This is a genomic window from Amycolatopsis sp. NPDC051106 (genome assembly GCF_040682775.1).
Classification (GTDB): Bacteria; Actinomycetota; Actinomycetes; order Mycobacteriales; family Pseudonocardiaceae; genus Amycolatopsis.
Genome location: NZ_JBFBBQ010000011.1, coordinates 148,026 through 165,084 on the forward strand (window position 1 = coordinate 148,026; position 17,059 = coordinate 165,084).

At 72.7% G+C, this 17,059-nt stretch carries 19 protein-coding genes; 12 read left to right on the forward strand and 7 right to left on the reverse strand.

All coding sequences use genetic code 11. The features are described from left to right. Nucleotides 1-272: 272 nt before the first annotated feature. Complete coding sequence (locus tag AB0M83_RS12075; protein WP_364516091.1) at nucleotides 273-3,035, forward strand: glycosyl hydrolase family 65 protein; 2,763 nt, start codon at nucleotides 273-275, stop codon at nucleotides 3,033-3,035. A 20-nt stretch (nucleotides 3,036-3,055) separates the two neighbouring features. Here the strand turns inward: AB0M83_RS12075 and AB0M83_RS12080 are convergent, their stop codons facing one another. Beyond that, on the reverse strand, nucleotides 3,056-4,738 hold the full coding sequence (locus AB0M83_RS12080; RefSeq protein ID WP_364516093.1) for a SulP family inorganic anion transporter: 1,683 nt from the start codon (nucleotides 4,736-4,738) through the stop codon (nucleotides 3,056-3,058). After that, a complete protein-coding gene (locus AB0M83_RS12085; protein ID WP_364516095.1) occupies nucleotides 4,735-5,145 on the reverse strand; it encodes a metalloregulator ArsR/SmtB family transcription factor in 411 nt (136 codons plus the stop codon). Before AB0M83_RS12085 ends, AB0M83_RS12080 begins: the two co-directional genes overlap by 4 nt. 548 nt (nucleotides 5,146-5,693) lie before the next feature. On the opposite strand from AB0M83_RS12085, the gene AB0M83_RS12090 reads away from it, so the two are divergent. After that, on the forward strand, nucleotides 5,694-6,053 hold the full coding sequence (locus AB0M83_RS12090) for a group 1 truncated hemoglobin (RefSeq protein WP_364516097.1): 360 nt from the start codon (nucleotides 5,694-5,696) through the stop codon (nucleotides 6,051-6,053). A gap of 20 nt (nucleotides 6,054-6,073) precedes the next feature. Here the strand turns inward: AB0M83_RS12090 and AB0M83_RS12095 are convergent, their stop codons facing one another. Both AB0M83_RS12095 and AB0M83_RS12100 read right to left on the reverse strand, forming a co-directional pair. Then, nucleotides 6,074-7,681, reverse strand: coding sequence for a peptide chain release factor 3 (locus tag AB0M83_RS12095; protein WP_364516099.1), 1,608 nt, complete (start codon nucleotides 7,679-7,681; stop codon nucleotides 6,074-6,076). 77 nt (nucleotides 7,682-7,758) lie between these two features. After that, nucleotides 7,759-7,980, reverse strand: coding sequence for a hypothetical protein (locus AB0M83_RS12100; RefSeq protein WP_364516101.1), 222 nt, complete (start codon nucleotides 7,978-7,980; stop codon nucleotides 7,759-7,761). 61 nt (nucleotides 7,981-8,041) lie between these two features. Between AB0M83_RS12100 and ligD (AB0M83_RS12105) the strand changes: the two genes are divergently transcribed. The 6 genes from ligD (AB0M83_RS12105) to AB0M83_RS12130 all read left to right on the forward strand — a co-directional run bounded on the left by ligD (AB0M83_RS12105) (nucleotide 8,042) and on the right by AB0M83_RS12130 (nucleotide 12,015). Then, the gene (ligD, locus tag AB0M83_RS12105) at nucleotides 8,042-8,962 is read left to right on the forward strand and encodes a non-homologous end-joining DNA ligase (protein ID WP_364516103.1); all 921 of its coding nucleotides are present in this window, start codon (nucleotides 8,042-8,044) and stop codon (nucleotides 8,960-8,962) included. Between the two features lie 128 nt (nucleotides 8,963-9,090). Beyond that, nucleotides 9,091-9,615: an STAS domain-containing protein gene (locus AB0M83_RS12110; protein WP_364516105.1), complete on the forward strand. Its 525-nt coding sequence runs from the start codon at nucleotides 9,091-9,093 to the stop codon at nucleotides 9,613-9,615. A gap of 57 nt (nucleotides 9,616-9,672) precedes the next feature. Next, nucleotides 9,673-10,092 carry a DUF6292 family protein gene (locus AB0M83_RS12115; protein WP_364516107.1) on the forward strand — a complete coding sequence of 140 codons (420 nt, stop codon included), beginning with the start codon at nucleotides 9,673-9,675 and terminating at the stop codon, nucleotides 10,090-10,092. A gap of 32 nt (nucleotides 10,093-10,124) precedes the next feature. Beyond that, nucleotides 10,125-11,117 carry a non-homologous end-joining DNA ligase gene (gene ligD, locus AB0M83_RS12120; protein WP_364516109.1) on the forward strand — a complete coding sequence of 331 codons (993 nt, stop codon included), beginning with the start codon at nucleotides 10,125-10,127 and terminating at the stop codon, nucleotides 11,115-11,117. Next, nucleotides 11,114-11,578: a GNAT family N-acetyltransferase gene (locus AB0M83_RS12125; protein ID WP_364516111.1), complete on the forward strand. Its 465-nt coding sequence runs from the start codon at nucleotides 11,114-11,116 to the stop codon at nucleotides 11,576-11,578. Before ligD (AB0M83_RS12120) ends, AB0M83_RS12125 begins: the two co-directional genes overlap by 4 nt. 95 nt (nucleotides 11,579-11,673) lie before the next feature. Beyond that, nucleotides 11,674-12,015 (forward strand): DoxX family protein, encoded by a 342-nt coding sequence (locus AB0M83_RS12130; protein WP_364516113.1) that lies wholly within the window; start codon nucleotides 11,674-11,676, stop codon nucleotides 12,013-12,015. Here the strand turns inward: AB0M83_RS12130 and AB0M83_RS12135 are convergent. Further along, complete coding sequence (locus AB0M83_RS12135) at nucleotides 11,973-12,827, reverse strand: alpha/beta hydrolase (RefSeq protein ID WP_364516115.1); 855 nt, start codon at nucleotides 12,825-12,827, stop codon at nucleotides 11,973-11,975. The genes AB0M83_RS12130 and AB0M83_RS12135 overlap by 43 nt on opposite strands. A 78-nt stretch (nucleotides 12,828-12,905) precedes the next feature. On the opposite strand from AB0M83_RS12135, the gene AB0M83_RS12140 reads away from it, so the two are divergent. After that, nucleotides 12,906-13,217, forward strand: coding sequence for a hypothetical protein (locus tag AB0M83_RS12140; RefSeq protein WP_364516117.1), 312 nt, complete (start codon nucleotides 12,906-12,908; stop codon nucleotides 13,215-13,217). A 3-nt stretch (nucleotides 13,218-13,220) separates the two neighbouring features. On the opposite strand, the gene AB0M83_RS12145 is transcribed toward AB0M83_RS12140, so the two are convergent. Further along, nucleotides 13,221-14,243 (reverse strand): alpha/beta hydrolase-fold protein, encoded by a 1,023-nt coding sequence (locus tag AB0M83_RS12145; protein ID WP_364516119.1) that lies wholly within the window; start codon nucleotides 14,241-14,243, stop codon nucleotides 13,221-13,223. Nucleotides 14,244-14,378: 135 nt separating this feature from the next. On the opposite strand from AB0M83_RS12145, the gene AB0M83_RS12150 reads away from it, so the two are divergent. From AB0M83_RS12150 to AB0M83_RS12160, 3 genes are read left to right on the forward strand one after another with little or no spacing between them, the layout of a single operon-like run. Then, nucleotides 14,379-15,053: a hypothetical protein gene (locus AB0M83_RS12150; protein ID WP_364516121.1), complete on the forward strand. Its 675-nt coding sequence runs from the start codon at nucleotides 14,379-14,381 to the stop codon at nucleotides 15,051-15,053. After that, nucleotides 15,053-15,598 (forward strand): DUF6529 family protein, encoded by a 546-nt coding sequence (locus AB0M83_RS12155; protein WP_364516123.1) that lies wholly within the window; start codon nucleotides 15,053-15,055, stop codon nucleotides 15,596-15,598. The genes AB0M83_RS12150 and AB0M83_RS12155 overlap by 1 nt, the downstream gene beginning before the upstream one ends. 13 nt (nucleotides 15,599-15,611) lie before the next feature. Continuing rightward, complete coding sequence (locus AB0M83_RS12160) at nucleotides 15,612-16,037, forward strand: Rieske (2Fe-2S) protein (protein ID WP_364516125.1); 426 nt, start codon at nucleotides 15,612-15,614, stop codon at nucleotides 16,035-16,037. Here AB0M83_RS12160 and AB0M83_RS12165 read toward each other — a convergent pair. Then, nucleotides 16,034-17,059 (reverse strand): hypothetical protein (locus AB0M83_RS12165; RefSeq protein ID WP_364516127.1); only part of this gene is annotated, 1,026 nt, incomplete at its 5' end. The genes AB0M83_RS12160 and AB0M83_RS12165 overlap by 4 nt on opposite strands.

The window sequence follows — 17,059 nt, forward strand, 5'->3', positions numbered from 1 at the left end:
CGAAGTACTCGTCGCTGCGGGCGTCGAAGTCCGATTGCCGGCTCGGCCACACCATGATGAGCGTGTGGTCCGCGGGCGCCGGCCACCCCTGACCAGCTGTTCGCGATGTCCGGCGACGCGAGCGGCAGCGGGTCGATCGTGTTCGTGTTCCTTGCGAGCACACAGCCGCGGCCCGTATTTACCAACTCCCGGCCGCTGTATATGTTGTCACCAACAACATATTCACCGTGGCGGGGTTTCCCCACGTCCCGCCGCCAGGAGGTGTCGTTTCGATGAGGAAACACGACAGAGCCGGTGGTTCCCGTGCCGGCGTGCTGAGGAGCCGGGCGGCCCTCGTGGTGACGGCCGGCTGCCTGCTCCTGGGCGTTACGACGGCGCCCGCCGCCTCCGCAAGTGGCCACGCCGGCGGTGGCGACGGGTGGGTGCTGAGCACGACCGACACGGCGAAGAACTACTCGCCCACGTTCGTCGGCAACGGCTACCTCGGCGCCCGGGTCCCCGCGGCGGGCCACGGGTACAGCAGCAAGCCCATCGTCACCCAGTCGCAGCTCGCCGGCTTCTACGGCGCGCCCTCGGCCGGGCAGGAGGAGCGAGCCGGTCTGCCGACCTGGACCACCCTCGGGTTCGGGCGCGGCGGCGACGTCTACGGGCTGGGGGAGTGGTCCTGCGGATTCGGGCAGCTGTGCCCCGCCGCGTACGGGAAGATCTCCGGGGGCGCGTTCGTCGAGAGCTCCCACCCCGGCTCCACCACCGGCGCCTACCTGGCCGGGCTGAACACCAACGACAAGCCGACGGTCGGCGGCACCGACGTCATTCCCGTCCGGGACGCGCCGGCCGGCCCGGCGACGCTGGCCGTGCGGTACGGCAACGGCAGCGGCGGCCCGCAGACCGTCCACATCGGCGTCAACGGCCAGTCTCGGCAGGTGTCCGTACCCAGCCTGGCGAGCTGGGACGACTGGGCGGTGGTGACCGTGCCGGTGACCCTGACCGCGGGCGCGAACACCGTGGAGGTCACCGTCACCGACGGGGACACGGCGCGCGTCAACGTCGATTACCTCGCGCTGTACCCCGGCGGCGCGCAGCCACCGACGCAGGTCGCTCCGTCAACCGTGGGCACCACCACGAACTACCGGCAGTCGATGGACCTGCGCACCGGGGTGCTGACCACGTCGTTCGACTGGACCTCACCCGCCGGTGACGCGACGAGCTTCACCTACGAGGTCAACGCCAACCGCGCGGACGGCCACCTGGGCACGGTGAGCGTGCGCGCGGTCCCGCACTGGAGCGGAACGGCCACGGTGGTCGACGCGTTCGACGGTCGAGGGCTGGACCACGCCTCGACCAGGGACTCCCGGGTGGACGGCCGGACCGCGACCCTGTCGCAGACCGTCGTGAGCGACGGGAACCTGGTCACCGCCGGGATGAGCTCCGCGCTGCGCGTCGAGGGCAAGACGCCGACCACCCGGGCGATCGCCGACCCGGGTGACGGCGGCGCGGGGCAGCGCGCGGACTTCCCGGTGCGCGCCGGAGCGCCGGTGCGGATCACCAAGTACGTGGGCGTCGCCTCCAGCGTCGACACCGACCGGCCGCTCGCGGCGGCGACTCCGCAGCAGGCCGCCGCGAAGACCGCGGCCCGCGCCGCCGCGGACGGCTACCAGCGGGCGCTGGCGCGCAACCACGACGCGTGGGCACGCCTGTGGCAGTCGAGCATCTCGGTCCCCGGTGACACCGCCATGACGGCGCAGATCCACGCGTCGATGTTCTACCTGCTCGCCGGCGTGCGCGCCGGGGTCGTCTGGAGCGCCAGCCCGGGCGGCCTGTCCTCGGACGGCTACAGCGGGCACGTGTTCTGGGACATGGAGACGTGGATGTACCCGGCGCTGCTGGCCCAGTACCCCGACATCGCCGCCGACGCGAACACCTACCGGCAGCAGCGCCTGCCGGCGGCGCGGGCGGCCGCCGCGGCACTGTCCACTCCGGACCACCCGATCAAGGGTGCGAAGTTCCCGTGGCAGAGCGCGCTGACCGGCAAGGAGACGACCCCGGACTGGTCTCCCGACGGCAAACAGGAAATCCACATCAACTCCGACATCGCCCTGGCGCAGTGGCAGTACTACGAAGCGACCGGCGACAAGGCGTGGCTGCGCGACAAGGCGTGGCCCGTGCTGCAGGGCATCGCCGACTACTGGGCCACGCGCGCCGTGCCCGACCCGGCCGGTGGATACGCCATCAACGACGTCAAGGGCGCCGACGAGTACCACGACAACGTCAACAACAGCGCCAGCACCAACGCCGGCGCGCAAGCCTCGCTGCGCATCGCGATCCGCGCCGCCGGCATCGTCGGCCGAACCGCCGATCCGGCCTGGAGCAAGGTCGCCGACGGCCTGAAGATCCCGGTCGACACAGGCGCGAACATCCATCCCGAGTTCGACGGGTACGCCGGGCAGACCGTCAAGCAGGCCGACGTCACGCTGCTGCAGTACCCGTGGGCGGTGCCGATGCCGCCCGGCCTGGCCCAGAACGACCTGGACTACTACCAGCAGCGCACCGATCCGAACGGCCCGTCGATGACGGACGCGATCGCCACCATCGCCGGTGCGGCCCTCGGGTCGCCCGGCTGCCAGGTCTACACCTCCCTGCGCGACAGCGCGGGTCCGTACTTGGCGGCGCCTTTCGACCAGTGGTACGAGACGCGCACTGGCGGAGCGTTCGACTTCACGACGGGCCAGGGCGGTTACCTGCAGGAGTTCCTCTACGGGTTCACCGGGCTGCGGTGGGGAACCGACGCCGTCACGGTCGATCCGTTCCTGCCGCCGCAGCTGCCGGGGGTCGACATCACCGGCGTCCAGTGGCACGGCCGCACGTTCGACCTGTCGGTGGGGGCGCGAACGACGAAACTGGTTCTGCGGTCCGGTCCGCCGCTCCCCGTCCGGGTCGGCATCGGCAGTGCCGACGTGCGGCAGGTCCGGCCCGGCAGCACGCTGCAGGTGCCCACCCGGCACCCCGCGGGCGATCCGGCGGACTGCGGTTCTTGATGGCCGTCTTTCGTAGTGAACTACCCGGGGCTCACCGGTAGCGCGGGATCGGCCGCCTGCGCGCGTCGCACGTGCGATCGGGCGTGGGCGGCCGCTTCGCCGAGGTCGGTGAACAGGTGGTTCTCGTGCCGGAGCTTGCCGAGGGCGCCGGTGGCGCTCAGCAGGTGCCGGTGGTGCGGCCGGATTCCCTTGAGCAGCACCGTGATCCCGCGGGCTTCGAGTTCTTCGATCGCTTCGCCGAGCGCTTTCGCGCCGGTCGCGTCGAGGAGGTGCAGGCCGGACAGCCGCAGGATGACCACGAGGATGTGGTCGGCGGTGCCGGCGACTTCGGTGACGATGCGTTCGGAGGCGCCCCAGAACAGGGCACCTTCGAAGCCGAACACCGCGATGTGCTCGTCGCCGGGGGTGGCGGGGCCCGGCAGCGGGTCCTGCCGGGCGTGGGCGGCGCCGGCAAGGTGGCGCAGGGCGAAGAACGCGGCGACGAGCAGGCCGATTTCGACGGCGAGGATGAGGTCGGCCGCGACGGTCACCAGGGCGGTCACGGCGAAGGTGGCCGCGCTGGATCGGCTCGCGTGGAGGACTTCGCGGATCGTGCCGAACGGGACCATCTTCAGGCTGGTGACCATGAGGACCCCGGCCAGCGCGGCCAGGGGGATGCGGGAGACGAGGCCGGTGGCGGCGTAGATCACCGCGAGGATCACTAGTGCGTGCGTGATGGCCGCCAGCCGCGTGCGGGCCCCGGAGCGGACGTTGACCGCGGTGCGGGCGATCGCGCCGGTGGCGGGCATGCCGCCGAAGAGGCCACTGGCGATCGAGGCCAGGCCCTGGCCGACGAGTTCGCGGTCCGGGCGGGTGGGCCCGACTGGTGGCCCCGTGCGGGTCATCGTCACGGCGACGCGCGCGGAGAGCAGCGATTCGATCGCCGCCAGCGCGGCGACCGCGACGACGGCTCCGGTGAGGTCGCCGACCGCCCCGAGGGTGAAGGACGGCAGCGCGGGGCTCAGGGCGCTCGGCAGGCTACCGATCCGCGGGAGCGGCGCGTGGACGAGCTCGGCGGCGACGGTCGCCGCGGCGACCGCGAGCAGGGACGCCGGTATCCCGCGGTGCAGCTTGGGCAGCGCCAGCATGACGACCGCGACCAGCGCCACGGTCGCCAGCGTCCAGAGGGCCGTGCCGCCGCCGGTCACGGCGTGGGCGATGGCGCCGGCGGCGGCCAGGAGCGGGTTCTTTCCCGGCGGCGCGGTCGTGCCGACGGCCGCGGGGACCTGCTGCAGGAAGATGATGCAGGCGATCCCGAGCGTGAAGCCCTCGACGACCGGCCAGGGAAGGAAGCCGACCAGCCGGCCCAGCCGGGCGGCTCCCGCGACGAGCACGACCAGACCGCCGAGGATCGAGACCAGGGCGACCGACGACGGCCCGTGGACGGCGACGATCGGGGCCAGGACCACGGCCATCGCACCGGTCGGCCCGGACACCTGGACCGGTGAGCCGCCGAACACCGCGGCCACGATCCCGGCGACGACGGCCGTGACCAGGCCGGCGGCCGGTCCCGCGCCGGAGCTGACCCCGAAGGCCAGCGCCAGCGGCAACGCCACGACACCGACCGTGACCCCGGCGAGGAGGTCCGCGCGCACCACCGGCGGCCGCAGGTCGTAGTCACCGCGGCCCGGCAGGAGGTCCCGAGCCGTCGCGAGGACGCTCACACCTGGGCCGAGACCGCGTCGAGCACGGCTTGGGGGCTCGCGCCGGGGAGCGGCGGCAGTTCGCGCGCGGCGCGCAGCTGTTCCGAGCCGGGACGCAATCCGGCCAGCAGGAAAGCGCGGGCGACCACGAGCAGCTCGGCCACCAGCGGTTCGGCGAGCCAGTATTCGACGGCGTTGCCGGAGCGCGACGAGGTGACGACCCGGGTGCGGCGCAGTACCGCGAGGTGCTGGGACAGCTGGGAGGCTTCGCAGCCGGTCACTTCGAGCAGCCGCGTCACGGGCGCGCCCTCGTCACCGGCGGCGGCCAGCACCTCCAGGACCTGGATCCGTGTCGGGTGGGCGAGGCACTTGAACAGGTCGGCCTTGATCCGGTACAGCGGCTCGGTCGTGCGGGACCTCGCGGGCATGGGCACCTCCTGGATTGATGACTCTATCAATCCATCAATCCGTGGCGGTACCCCGGCTGGCTCAGACCGGGGTACTACACGGGGAGCGCGGTCGGCTCGGTGCTGCCGGACAGCCGTGCGGCCGACGTTTCCGGCGACATCGGGGCGCCGGATCTCCCGGCGCCCCGGACGTCTCGGATCAGCGGACCGCTCGGGCCGAGCTCTCACCGGGAGGCGACTCGAGTTCGGAGCTCTCGGGGAGCGTGCCACGGCGCAGGTCCGCTTCGGTCCGCACCTGGACGCGGCGGGGATTCGCGACAAGGCGGGGAGTGGGGTTCTCGTTCACGGCGGTCCTTTCGACATCTTCCAGTTCCGGTCTACCCCGAGTGCCGGACGGGCGAACTGTGATCAACAGCGCAGGTGGTGCTCGCCATAACGGCCGCGTATCCCTGGGGCGCGATCAGCTGCCGTGAGACCGATCTAACCGGCAGTTGATCGTGGACTTACGCGCGAGAAACCTCCCGGCGGTTCCCTGGTCACCAGGGTGACCACCACGACCGGGAGGCGAAGTGACGAGCATCTACGAACAGATCGGCGGCCAGGAAGCACTGGTGGCCGTGGTCGACGACTTCTACGAGCGGGTCCTGGCCGACGCGGAACTGGCCGCCTTCTTCAAGGGCACGAACCTGCCGCGGCTGAAGGGCATGCAGGTCGAGTTCTTCGCCGGCGCGCTCGGCGGGCCGGACGAGTACCGCGGCCGGTCCATGAAGGACGTCCACCGGGGCCGGGGCATCGAGCGGCACCACTTCGACCTCGTCGCCAAGTACCTGGCGGACTCGCTGCTCGCCGCCGGCGTGCCCGAGGAGACCACGCAAACCATCATCGGCGCCGTCGCGCCCTTGTCGGCGGACATCGTCTCCCCGGCCTGAGGGCCGGGTGACCGGCGGTCTCAGCCCTCCGCGACCAGCGGTTCCAGCACCAGCTCGGGCACCCGGCGCTGCAGGATGCGCAGGTCCATCTCCTGCTCGAACAGGGCCAGCTCGGTGCCGTCGGCGCGGGTGAGCACCTCGCTGCGGCGCTCACCGTTCACGATGGACCGCTGGGCGGGGTCGGGGAGCCGCCGCACCGCGGTGTAGGGCAGGTGGTCCAGCCGGACCGGGCAGGTGAACTCGTGCTCGAGCCGGTGCGCGGCGACCTCGAACTGCATCGGACCCACCGCGGCCAGCACGGGGGCCGCGTCGCCGCGCAGGTCGGAGGTGAGCACCTGGACGACGCCTTCGGCGCCGAGCTGTTCGATGCCCTTGCGGAACTGCTTGGCGCGGCCGAGGTCGGTGGGCCGGGCGACGGCGAAGTGCGCGGGTGCGAAGCTCGGCAGGCCGGGGAACCGCACGGCCGGCTTGCCGTCGTGGAGCGTGTCGCCCACGCGCAGCGCGGCGGCGTTGACGAGCCCGATGACGTCCCCGGGGTAGGCGGTGTCGAGAGTGGAGCGCTGCTGCCCGAAGACCTGCTGGACGTACTTGGTGGCGAAGGGTTTCCCGGTGGTGGCGTTGGTCACGACCATGCCGCGCTCGAACTTCCCCGAGCACACGCGGGCGTAGGCGAGCTGGTCGCGGTGCGCGCGGTCCATCCCGGTCTGCACCTTGAACACGAACGCCGAGAAGGGGTCCTCGAGGTCGCGCGGACGCCCGTCGACGTCGGTCCGGGCGGTGGGCCGGGGTGCGAGTTCGACCAGCAGGTCGAGCAGGTGGCGGACACCGAAGTTCAGCACGGCCGCGCCGAACAGCAGCGGGGTCGCCGAGGCGTCGGCGAAGCGCGCGGGGTCGAACTCGCCGCCGGACGCCTGGATCAGTTCCGCTTCCTCTTGGGCCGTCGTCCACTCGTGGCCGGCTTCGGCTTCGGCGGCCGCGGGAGTGAGGTGCTCTTCGGGGGCGGCGGTGGCCCCGCCCGTGGTCCGCCCGTAGCGCACGAACTGGCCGCTGCGGAGATCGGCGACGCCGCGGAAGTGCCCGGCGCTGCCGACCGGCCACGTCAAGGGCATCGGCGGCAGCCCGATCCGCTCGGTGAGCTCGTCGCACAGGTCCAGGGCCTCTCGGCCGGGGCGATCCCACTTGTTGATGAACGTGATCACGGGGATGCCGCGGTAGCGGCACACGTCGAACAGTTTCAGCGTCTGCGGCTCCAGGCCCTTCGCCGCGTCGAGCAGCATCACCGCCGAGTCGACGGCCGACAGCACCCGGTAGGTGTCTTCGGAGAAGTCCGCGTGCCCCGGCGTGTCCAGCAGGTTGATCACCGTGTCGCCGTACTCGAACTGCAGCGCCGCCGACGTGATCGAGATACCGCGGGCGCGCTCCATCTCCATCCAGTCCGAGGTGACGCCGCGTCGCCCGCCCTTGCCGTGCACGGCACCCGCCTCGGAGATCACCCGCGCGTGCAGGGCGAGCGCCTCGGTCAACGTCGATTTGCCCGCGTCCGGGTGGCTGATCACCGCGAAGGTCCGGCGCCGGCGGGCCTGCGCCGGCACCTCCGTTCCTGCGGGCTGGAGCGTGGTCTCGGTCATCACCGGCAACCCTACCTTTGCGTGAGGGCGAGGCCGGGCGGGGCAAGGCCGGGTCGCCGGCGCCCTCGGTCGCGCGGCTACTTCCGGCGCCCGAGCGCCTTCGCGCGGTCGTGGGCCCAGCCGGCCAGCACGATTCCGGCCGCCGTGGCCACCAGGTAACCGACCAGGGTTCCGGTGAACCCCGCTCCCAGCCATCCCAGCAGCCCGGTGTTCGCGTGGTCGATCAGCAGCCGGATCGCGCCCTGGGCGCCCACGACCGTCAGGACCGCCCCCAGGATCTGCAGCACGTCGAACTTCACGGTGTCCCCCCTCCAATTCCTGATACGAACGTATCATAACCATGGGTGATAACCTCGCGGCGTGGCGGGGAGCCGGATCACGGTGCAGGTGGGCGAGCGGCAGCTGACGCTCTCGAACCTCGAAAAGGTGCTGTATCCGCGCCACGGCTTCACCAAGGGCGAGGTGCTCGACTACTACACGCGCATCGCGCCGCTGCTGCTGCCGCACGTCCGCGACCGCGCCATGACGTTCGTGCGGTTCCCCGACGGTGTCGCCGGCGGCTCGTTCTTCGAGAAGGACGTCTCGCGCCACGCGCCCGACTGGGTCCGCACCGCCCGCCTCACCGTCGGCGGCCGCGGCAAGGAGCCCGAGGTCATCGCGTACCCGCTGATCAACGACCTGCCCGAGCTCGTCTGGGCGGCGAACCTCGCCGCGCTCGAGCTGCACGTCCACCAGTGGACCGTCGACGGCGGCGACGAGCGGAGCACGCCGGACCGGCTCGTGTTCGACCTCGACCCCGGACCCGGCGCGACGGTCGTCGACTGCTGCCGCGTCGCCGAGCGCCTGCACGACGTGCTCACCGCCGACGGGCTCACCCCGGTGGCGAAGACCAGCGGCTCCAAGGGCATGCAGCTGTACGCGGGCGTCGTGACGACCGACGCCGCCGAGACGTCGCAGTACGCGAAGGCCCTCGCCGAGCGGCTCGCCGCCGAGACGCCGGACCTCGTCGTCGCGCGGATGACCAAGACGCTGCGGCCGGGCAAGGTCTTCATCGACTGGAGCCAGAACAACCCCTTCAAGACGACGATCGCGCCGTACTCGCTGCGGGGGCGCGACGAGCCGACCGTGTCGACCCCGGTCACGTGGGACGAGGTGCGCGCCTGCCGGCACGTCTCGCACCTGAGGTTCACCGCCGACGAGGTCCTCGACCGCGTCGGCGACCTCGGTGACCTCTTCGCCGAACTGGACCGGACGCGCGTTCCGATTCCTGCGTTCGGCTGAATTTCGGAATTCGTTATTCCGCGGCTGAATCGCGCCGGTTTCCGAGGTGCCGTACGCCACTGTGGACGCAGTGTCGCGACGGCGGGCGCGACCAGGCGATTTCGATCGTCCACTGTGGACCGCTGCACGTGCAGACGGCCGTGTCGGTGCGCGGCGCCGATGATCGGGACGATTGCGTTGTGCGCCAAGCTGGACGAACTCGGTACGGTCTACCCGTAAACCGCCGTCTTGAGCCGCCGGAGCCGGTCATGAAGATCCAGAAACCGCCGCGGCTTTCGCGAGCCTTCGGCCGTTCTTCGCCGGGCGCGTTGTGCGAGCCGTTCTCGGTCACGACGTCGTTCCCCGGCGATCGGAGCACGCTTGTCACGGTGGTGGGCGACATTGATCTCGCGACTGTCGCCATTCTTGTCGAATGCGCGGAAACCGCGCTGAAAATCGGCGGCCCGCTCGTCGTCGACCTCGGCGGGGTGACTTTCTGCTCCGGCGTCGGCCTCCGGGCGCTGCGGCGGGTGCAGGAGCGCGCCGACGAACTGGCCGTCCCGCTGGCGTGGGTGGTCGGCACGCCGGCGATGTGGCGGCTGCTGCGGGGGACCGGCGTCGCCGGCTTCTCCTGCTACCGGGATCGGGCCGACGCGCTGGCGGCGGTCGGCTGATCCGCTTCGACCGGCCGGGCAGGGTGCGCGGCCGGGTTCCGCGAAGAAGGGAAACGGGTGTCCGGCCTGATCGACACCGATCTCGAGTTCTGGTTCCAGCGCGGCCTGCGCGCGTACCTCGGCGAGGTGGCGGGGGCGCTCGGCTTCGGCCTCGAGTCCTGCACCGTGGACGTCGACGTCCCGGTGTCGGCCTACGTCGCGGTGGACTGGCGGCTGCGCCGGTTCCCCGACCGCGACGTGGCGCTGCTGTGGGACGAGGTGCACGGCTGGGCCGTCGCCGTCGAGGCGGCGTGCGGGGAGGAGATGATCGTGCTGGCCTACCTCGGCGGCGCCGACATCCTGCCGCCGTCGCGCGTGATCGTGCGGTTCCTGGCCGCGTTGCGGGCCGGGGACCTGGAGCCGGACGGGCCGGGTTCGCCCGTGCTGCGCCGCGCCGGGAGCCACCAGGAGCTCCTGCCGTTGCTGCCGGCGGGGTGACGCTGCCCCGGCCGATCCTCCACACTGGAGCGATGGGGACGGTGCCGGACGCGGTGGCGCCGATGCTGGCCGTCGACGGGTCCCTCCCGGACGACGACCAGCACGGCTACGAGTGGAAGTGGGACGGCTTCCGGGGCTGCGCCCGGGTCGCGGCCACCGGCGAGGCCCGGATCACCAGCCGCAGCGGCAGCGACCACACCCACCGCTACCCCGAGCTGCAGGAGATCTTCGCGCCCGCGCTCGGCGGTCACGCGGCGGTGCTCGACGGCGAGGTCGTCGCGCTGAACGCGGCAGGCCGCCCGGAGTTCGAGCTGATGCAGCGCCGCGCGATGCACGAGCCGACGGCGAAGCTGCGGGCCGAGGTCCCGGTCGTCTACTTCGCCTTCGACCTGCTGCGGATCGGTTCGGAGTCGCTGCTGGACCGGCCCTACGAGCAGCGGCGTGCACTGCTCGCGGAGCTGGTCCGGCCCGCCGACGGCCGGCTCGTCGTCCCGCCCTGGTACACCCGCGCCGACATCACACCGGACCAGTTGCTGGCGACGGCGGCCCAGCACGGCATCGAGGGCGTCGTCGCGAAGCGGCTGGACGCGCCGTACCTGGCCGGCGCTCGTTCGCCGTTGTGGACGAAGCGCGCGCTGACCCAGACGCGCGAAGTGGTCGTCGGCGGCTGGCGGACCGGCGCGGGCCGCCGCGCGGGCACGCTCGGCGCGCTGCTGCTCGGCGCGTACGACGACGACGGCGCGCTGGTGTACATCGGCGACGTCGGCACCGGGTTCACCGACGACGCGCTCGAGGGCCTCCGCGAAATCCTCGCCCCGCTGGCGCGTCCGGCGTCCCCGTTCGCCACTGACGTGCCGCGCGACCGCGCCCGCGGCGCGCACTGGGTCGAGCCGGACCTGGTCGGCGAGGTCGTCCACCGCCGGGTCACGCCGGACCTGCGGCTGCGTCACACGTCGTGGCGCGGCCTGCGGCCGGACCGGACGCCCGGCGAGGTACGAGTGCCGAAACCGACAGGAGCGCTGTGAACCCGGCCGTGCGCTTGGTCGAGATCACCGGCGCGAACCGGGAAGCGGTGTGCGCCTTGCGTGTGCACCCGGGTCAGGAGCGGTTCGTCGCGTCGGTGGCGAAGTCGCTGGAGGACGCCGCGACGACGCCCGAGGGCGAACCCTGGTACCGGGCCGTCTACGCGGACGACGAGCCGGTCGGCTTCGTGATGCTCAGCTGGGACGTCCCGCCCGGGCGCCCCGGCATCCTCGGGCCGTACTTCTTGTGGCGGCTGCTCGTCGACGGGCGGCACCAGGGCCGCGGGATCGGCCGCGCGGTGCTGAGCGAGGTCGTCTCGCTGCTGCGGGCCGACGGTGCGACCGAGCTGCTCACGAGCCACCAGCCCGGTGCCGACGGCCCGGGCGCCTTCTACCGGAAGTTCGGGTTCACCCCGACCGGGGAGATCGACCACGGCGAGATCGTGCTTCGGCTCGGATTGTGATCGCCGTCACGGCCGGTCACATCGGTCCGGCGGGCGGAGTCGTGGGGGTGACGGACCCGGAACCCCGGGGCCCGCGATCTCCCGGAGGAGCTCCGATGTCCACCGCACACCTGATCGTCACCCTTTTCGCCGCCGCCTTCGTCGGCTTCTCGGCCGTCTCGGTCTTCGCCCGGGCGAAGTGGGTCGTGGAGCCGATCACCTCCTACGGCGTGCCGGAGGCGTGGTGGCCGTGGCTGGGCGCGGCCAAGGCGGCCGGCGCGGTGGGCCTGGTCGTCGGGTTGTTCGTGCCGCCGATCGGCGTCGCGGCGGCGATCGGGCTGGTGCTGTACTTCCTCGGCGCGGTCGTCACCGTGGCCCGCGCCCGGTCGTACGGGCACCTGGCGTTCCCGGTGCTCTACCTGGCGCCGGTGGTCGCTTCGCTGGCGCTGCTGTCCTGACCGGCGAGCCAGGTGAGGGCGTCGGCCGCGTGTTCCAGCACGGAGAGGTGGCCGTCGCCGGGGGTGAGCCGGAGCTCGGCGCCCGGGATCCGCGCGGCGAGCCACTCGCTGTGCGTGGCGGGGACCATCCGGTCGTCCGCGCCGTGCACGAGCAGCGTCGGGACGGTGATGGCCGCCGGGTCGCAGCCCCACGGCGTGACGTAGGCGAGGTCGTCGTCGATCAGGCCGGCGGCGCCGAGGGCCGGCTGGACGACCTCGTCGAGCCACGACCACGACCCGGTGAGGGTGGCGAAGTCGGCTTTGGTGAAGACGTCCGGGTCGAACTCGGCGGCGGCTTCGTACTTTTCCTTGGCAGCCCGGCCTTCGGCGGCGGCCCGCAACGAAGCGGCACTGGCGGCGGCCATGCCGTCGAACCAGCCCTCGGCCCCGAAGGGCGCGACGGCGGCGAGGCTGGCGACGGCCCGGACGCGGCCGGGCAGCAGCGCCGCGGCGGCGAGGGCGTGCGAACTGCCACCGGAGTGCCCCATGACGGCGAAGTCCCCGATCCCGAGCGCGTCGGCGACGGCGGCCACGCACCCGGCGGCGTCCCCGACGGTCCGGTCCGCCAGGTGTGTGGAGCGGCCGTAGCCGGGCCGGTCGTAGGAAACCCAGCGGACACCGAGGCTTTCGGCGAGCGGCAGCAGCGGCCCGGGCGGCGCGCCGAGGTTGGGGGTTCCGTGGTGCCAGAAGACGGTGAGCTGCGCGGAGCCGCCGGTGTCGTAGACGTGCAGGCTACGTCCGTCCGGCAGGGCGAGGTCCGTTTCGATCACCATGCGCCGAGCCTAGCCGCTGTAACGAAAACCGGGTTCGGATCGTCGGAGAACCACGACACCACCGCGAGGGGAGCCGGCATGAGCAACGGGAACTACGCGATCTTGGGCGAGGACCGGTATCCGTTCCACGTCTGGTACGACGAAGACAACCGGGCGATCCACCTGACGTGCACCGACCCCCGGCTGACCGACGAGAGCGGGCAGAAGCCGGGCTTCTTCCGCGAGTTCAACGCCAATCCGCGCTCGGCGGACTACGACCCGGCCAACTTCAACCGGTTCGCCCGGTACCTCCGCCAGGAGGGCAAGGCCGCGCCGGACGAGGTGCCGGTCCATCCGCGGCAGCTCGCCCAGCGGCCGCGGGTGATCGAGGCGCTCGCCGCGGACGGCTGAGTGTCAGCGGGCCAAGCGTTCCGCGAGCCAGGCCAAGGACAACGGGTACCGGTAGTCGATCGCGGCGTGGCCGGCCTCGAACAGCTCGAAGTGGATCCGGTCCTCCGGCAGCCCCGCCTTGACCACCTCCGCCCGGAACGCCTCCGCGCCGACGTCGAGGAAGTACTCGTCGCTCGTGCCCGCGTCGATCCACACCGCTCGCCACGAGCTCACCGCCTCGGCGCGGTCCGGGACCATGCGGACCGGGTCCCAGTCCAGCCAGCGCTGCCACACCTCCGGGCGCACCACGCCCGTCGCCGGGTCGAACGGCAGCTCCGGCGTTCCGTCCGGACGCGGCGAGAAGCACGCCGAGACCCCGAGCAGCTGCAGCAGCGTCGCGTCCTCCGGCCGGGTGAACGCCGGGCGCGTGCGGAAGTCCGTCCACCACGCCTGGATGTCCTGGCCGTACCCGCGCAGGGCGCGGACCGCCTTGCCGAAGTCCGGGACGTAGCACAGCTCGTACAGCGAGTCGCCCGCGTGCGTCGCCAGGGCGCCGAACACGTCGGGGCGCAGCATCGGCGTGATCATCGCGCCGAACCCGCCCGACGACTTGCCCGCGATCGCGCGGGACTCGCGGTCCGGGATCGTGCGGTAGTGCGCGTCCACCCACGGCACGATCTCGTCACACAGGTACGAGTGGTAGCGGCCCGTCCCCGGCGAGTCGACGAACTGCGAGCCGCCGTACGCGGTCCACGCGTCGACGTACACCACGACACAGCCCGGTGCGCCGCCGGCGAACACCGCGTCGGCCGTCTCCACGAACGGCTGCCGGAACGGCGTCCGGTTGGCCCACATCGACAGGTGCCCGGTGTAGCCCTGGATCACGTAGACCACCGGGTACCGCTCACCGCCGTCGTCGTAGCCCGGTGGGACGTACACCCACAGCGGCCGCTCGTGCGGGTCGCCGAGCGGGTTGTCCCGCAGCAGCGCGGATTCGACGGTGTGCCGGTCGAGCCGGCCGGCGAGGTCGCCGTCCCAGGGCAGCATGCCGCCAGTCAACCACGGTTCAACCGGTTGCACGGGCTAAGCGATACCTCTTTTCCGCGGGTAGCGTTGAGCCGTTCCGCCCCGACCGCCGTGTTATGGGCACGGTGGTGGGTCAGGGGAATGCGGGGAAGAACCATGAAGAGTCCGGGGCCGTTGTTCACTCTGCTCGCGGGTGTCGTGCTCGCCGGCGGGATCGGGATCGTCAACCTGGCGACCGGGACCGGCGTCGCGCCGGTCGCCGGCGCCGCCAACGCGGCGAGCGTCGCGAGTTCGTCACCGCCGACGACTTCGGCGGCACCCAAAGCCGAGGCGCCGAAGGCGGACGCGCCCTCCCGGGCGGACTACGCGGGGCGCGTCACCGGCGGCGGCGCGTCCGTGGCGGTTTCGGTGCGTGACGGCCACGCGATCGCGTACCTCTGCGACGGCAAGAAGGTCGAAGCCTGGCTGCAGGGCGTGACGGTCGGCGGGAAGCTGGACCTCAAGGGCGCCAAGAACGCCAGCCTGACGGGCAGCTTCGACGCCGCTTCGGTCACCGGGACCGTGACGGCGGCCGGCAAGACGTGGCAGTTCACCGCGCCCACCGCGAAGAAGCCCGCGGGGCTCTACCGCGCGGCGCCGAAGGTGAAGGGCAAGACCGCCAAGGTCGGCTGGATCGTGCAGCCCGACGGCAGCCAGGTCGGCATCCTCACGACGGACGAGGAGTCGGCCGCCGCTCCCGCGCTCGACCCGGCCGCCGCCACGGCGACCGTCGACGGCGCGCCCGTGACCGCCGAGCCGGTCAGCGGCCTGGCCGGGCAGGGTGACTTCTGATGACCACGGCGGGCAACCGCGCCGGGGCCGCGCTCCTCGCGCCGCTCGGTGCCGGCGCCGTCGTCGCGGTGGTGCTCGGCGTCTACGGCAGCCTGCACACGCCGACCGGCGTCGCGGTGAACGTCGCCGGGTTCTCCAGCCCGATGGCGGTGAAGGCGTGGCTCGCGACGGTCGTCGTCGTGCTGGCGATCGTCCAGCTGCTCTCGGCGCTGGCGATGTACGGCAAGCTCGGCCGCACCGCACCCGCATGGGTCGCCCCGGTGCACCGCTGGTCGGGGCGGCTGGCGTTCCTCGTGTCGATCCCGGTGGCGCTGCACTGCCTCTACGCGCTCGGGTTCCAGTCGTTCGACACCCGCGTGCTCCTGCACTCCCTGCTGGGCTGCTTCTTCTACGGCGCGTTCGTCGCGAAGATGCTGCTGCTGCGCAAGGACGGCGCGCCCGGCTGGTCGCTCCCGCTCCTCGGCGGCCTCGTGTTCACCGCACTCGTCGGGCTCTGGCTGAGCGCGTCGCTGTGGTTCTTCACCCAATCGGGCTTGACCTTCTAGGCGGGGGACGATCGTGCGCGAAGAAGACACGGACGCGGCCGTCACCCGCCGGATCGCGCTCGCGGCGGCGGGCGCCGGGCTGGTGGCGGGCTGCAGCACCTACGGCGGCAACGCGGGGACGTCGTCCGCCGCGGCGCCGCCCCCGGCCGCCGGGACGGAGCTGGGCGAGGCCGGCGACGTCCCGGTCGGCGGCGGCAAGGTGTTCGCGGACAAGCAGGTGGTGGTGACCCAGCCGGCGGCGGGGACGTTCGCGGCGTTCTCGGCGATCTGCACGCACCAGGGCTGCGCGGTCGACGCCGTCGACGGCGGCACCATCAACTGCCCGTGCCACGGCAGCAAGTTCAAGATCGCCGACGGCTCGGTCGCGAACGGCCCGGCGTCGCAGGCGCTGGAGAAGAAGAACGTCACGGTCGCGAACGGGAAGATCACCCTGGCCTAGGTGTAGGCCTTCGCGACGGTCCGCCCGTCGATCGTCCACAGCGGACTCGACGCGTCGGGTGGTCCGGGCAGGACGCTGCCGTCCGTGCACGCGAACCGCGGATCGGGGGCGGCGACGGCAGCGCACTGCAGGCCACCCTCCAGCGTGAGCAGGAACGGATCGGCCGTCCCGCCGGGCTGCGGCGGGGCCGGCAGGGCTCCGGTGTAGGTGAGCAGCACGGCCTTCGTCGCGGAGGCCGGGCAGACGACCCGCGTCCCCGTCGTGGCGAAGCACGGGTCGTACGTGGTCGCGCCGCTCGTGCAGCGGTAGGCGTCGTGGCGGCCGGTCACCGCCGACACCGAACCGCAGGTGCCGGTCGCCCGGCTCGTCGTGGCGCCGGTCCGCGCCCGGTACTCGACCGTCTGCGTGAACCGCTGCGAGCGGCTCGTGGCGATCGTGACTTCGAAGGCGGGGTTCGCCGGCGCGAGCCCGCTCGTCACCGGCCCGGCCCCGGGGGCGAGGAACCGGCGCACGACGTCGCCGCCGTCCGGCCGGCAGGGGACGAGCGCCGCCCACACGGCGGCCGCCGCTTCGGCGAACGGCCGGTCCGCGGCGTAGTGCGCGGCGCCGGCGTCCGCGGCGCAGGCCAGCACGCCGGAAGCCGGCTCGGGGGCGCCGGGCATCCCGAACAGCGCGGCCAGGCGGTGCGCGGCCAGGGCCAGCGCCGTGCCGAGTCCAGGTCCGGGTTCGGCTTGGCCCTTGACCGTCGACGGCAGCCGGCCGAACGGGACGTCGTAGGTGACGCCGGAGCCGGGCCAGATCAGGTCCCGCTGGCGTGGGTGGCCGAACAGCTGCACGGCGGACATGGTCGCCGCGGCGGTCCGGGCGGTGGGTTCGGGCCAGCCGGGCGGCGTCGCGAGCCGGTAGGGGACGCGCGCGGCCGACGTCAGGGTGACGCCGGCGCGGCCGTCGCCGGCGGTGACGCAGGTGGTCAGCGGCGTCGCGGGACCGGGCACGCCGAGGCCGACGGTGACGCCGCCGGA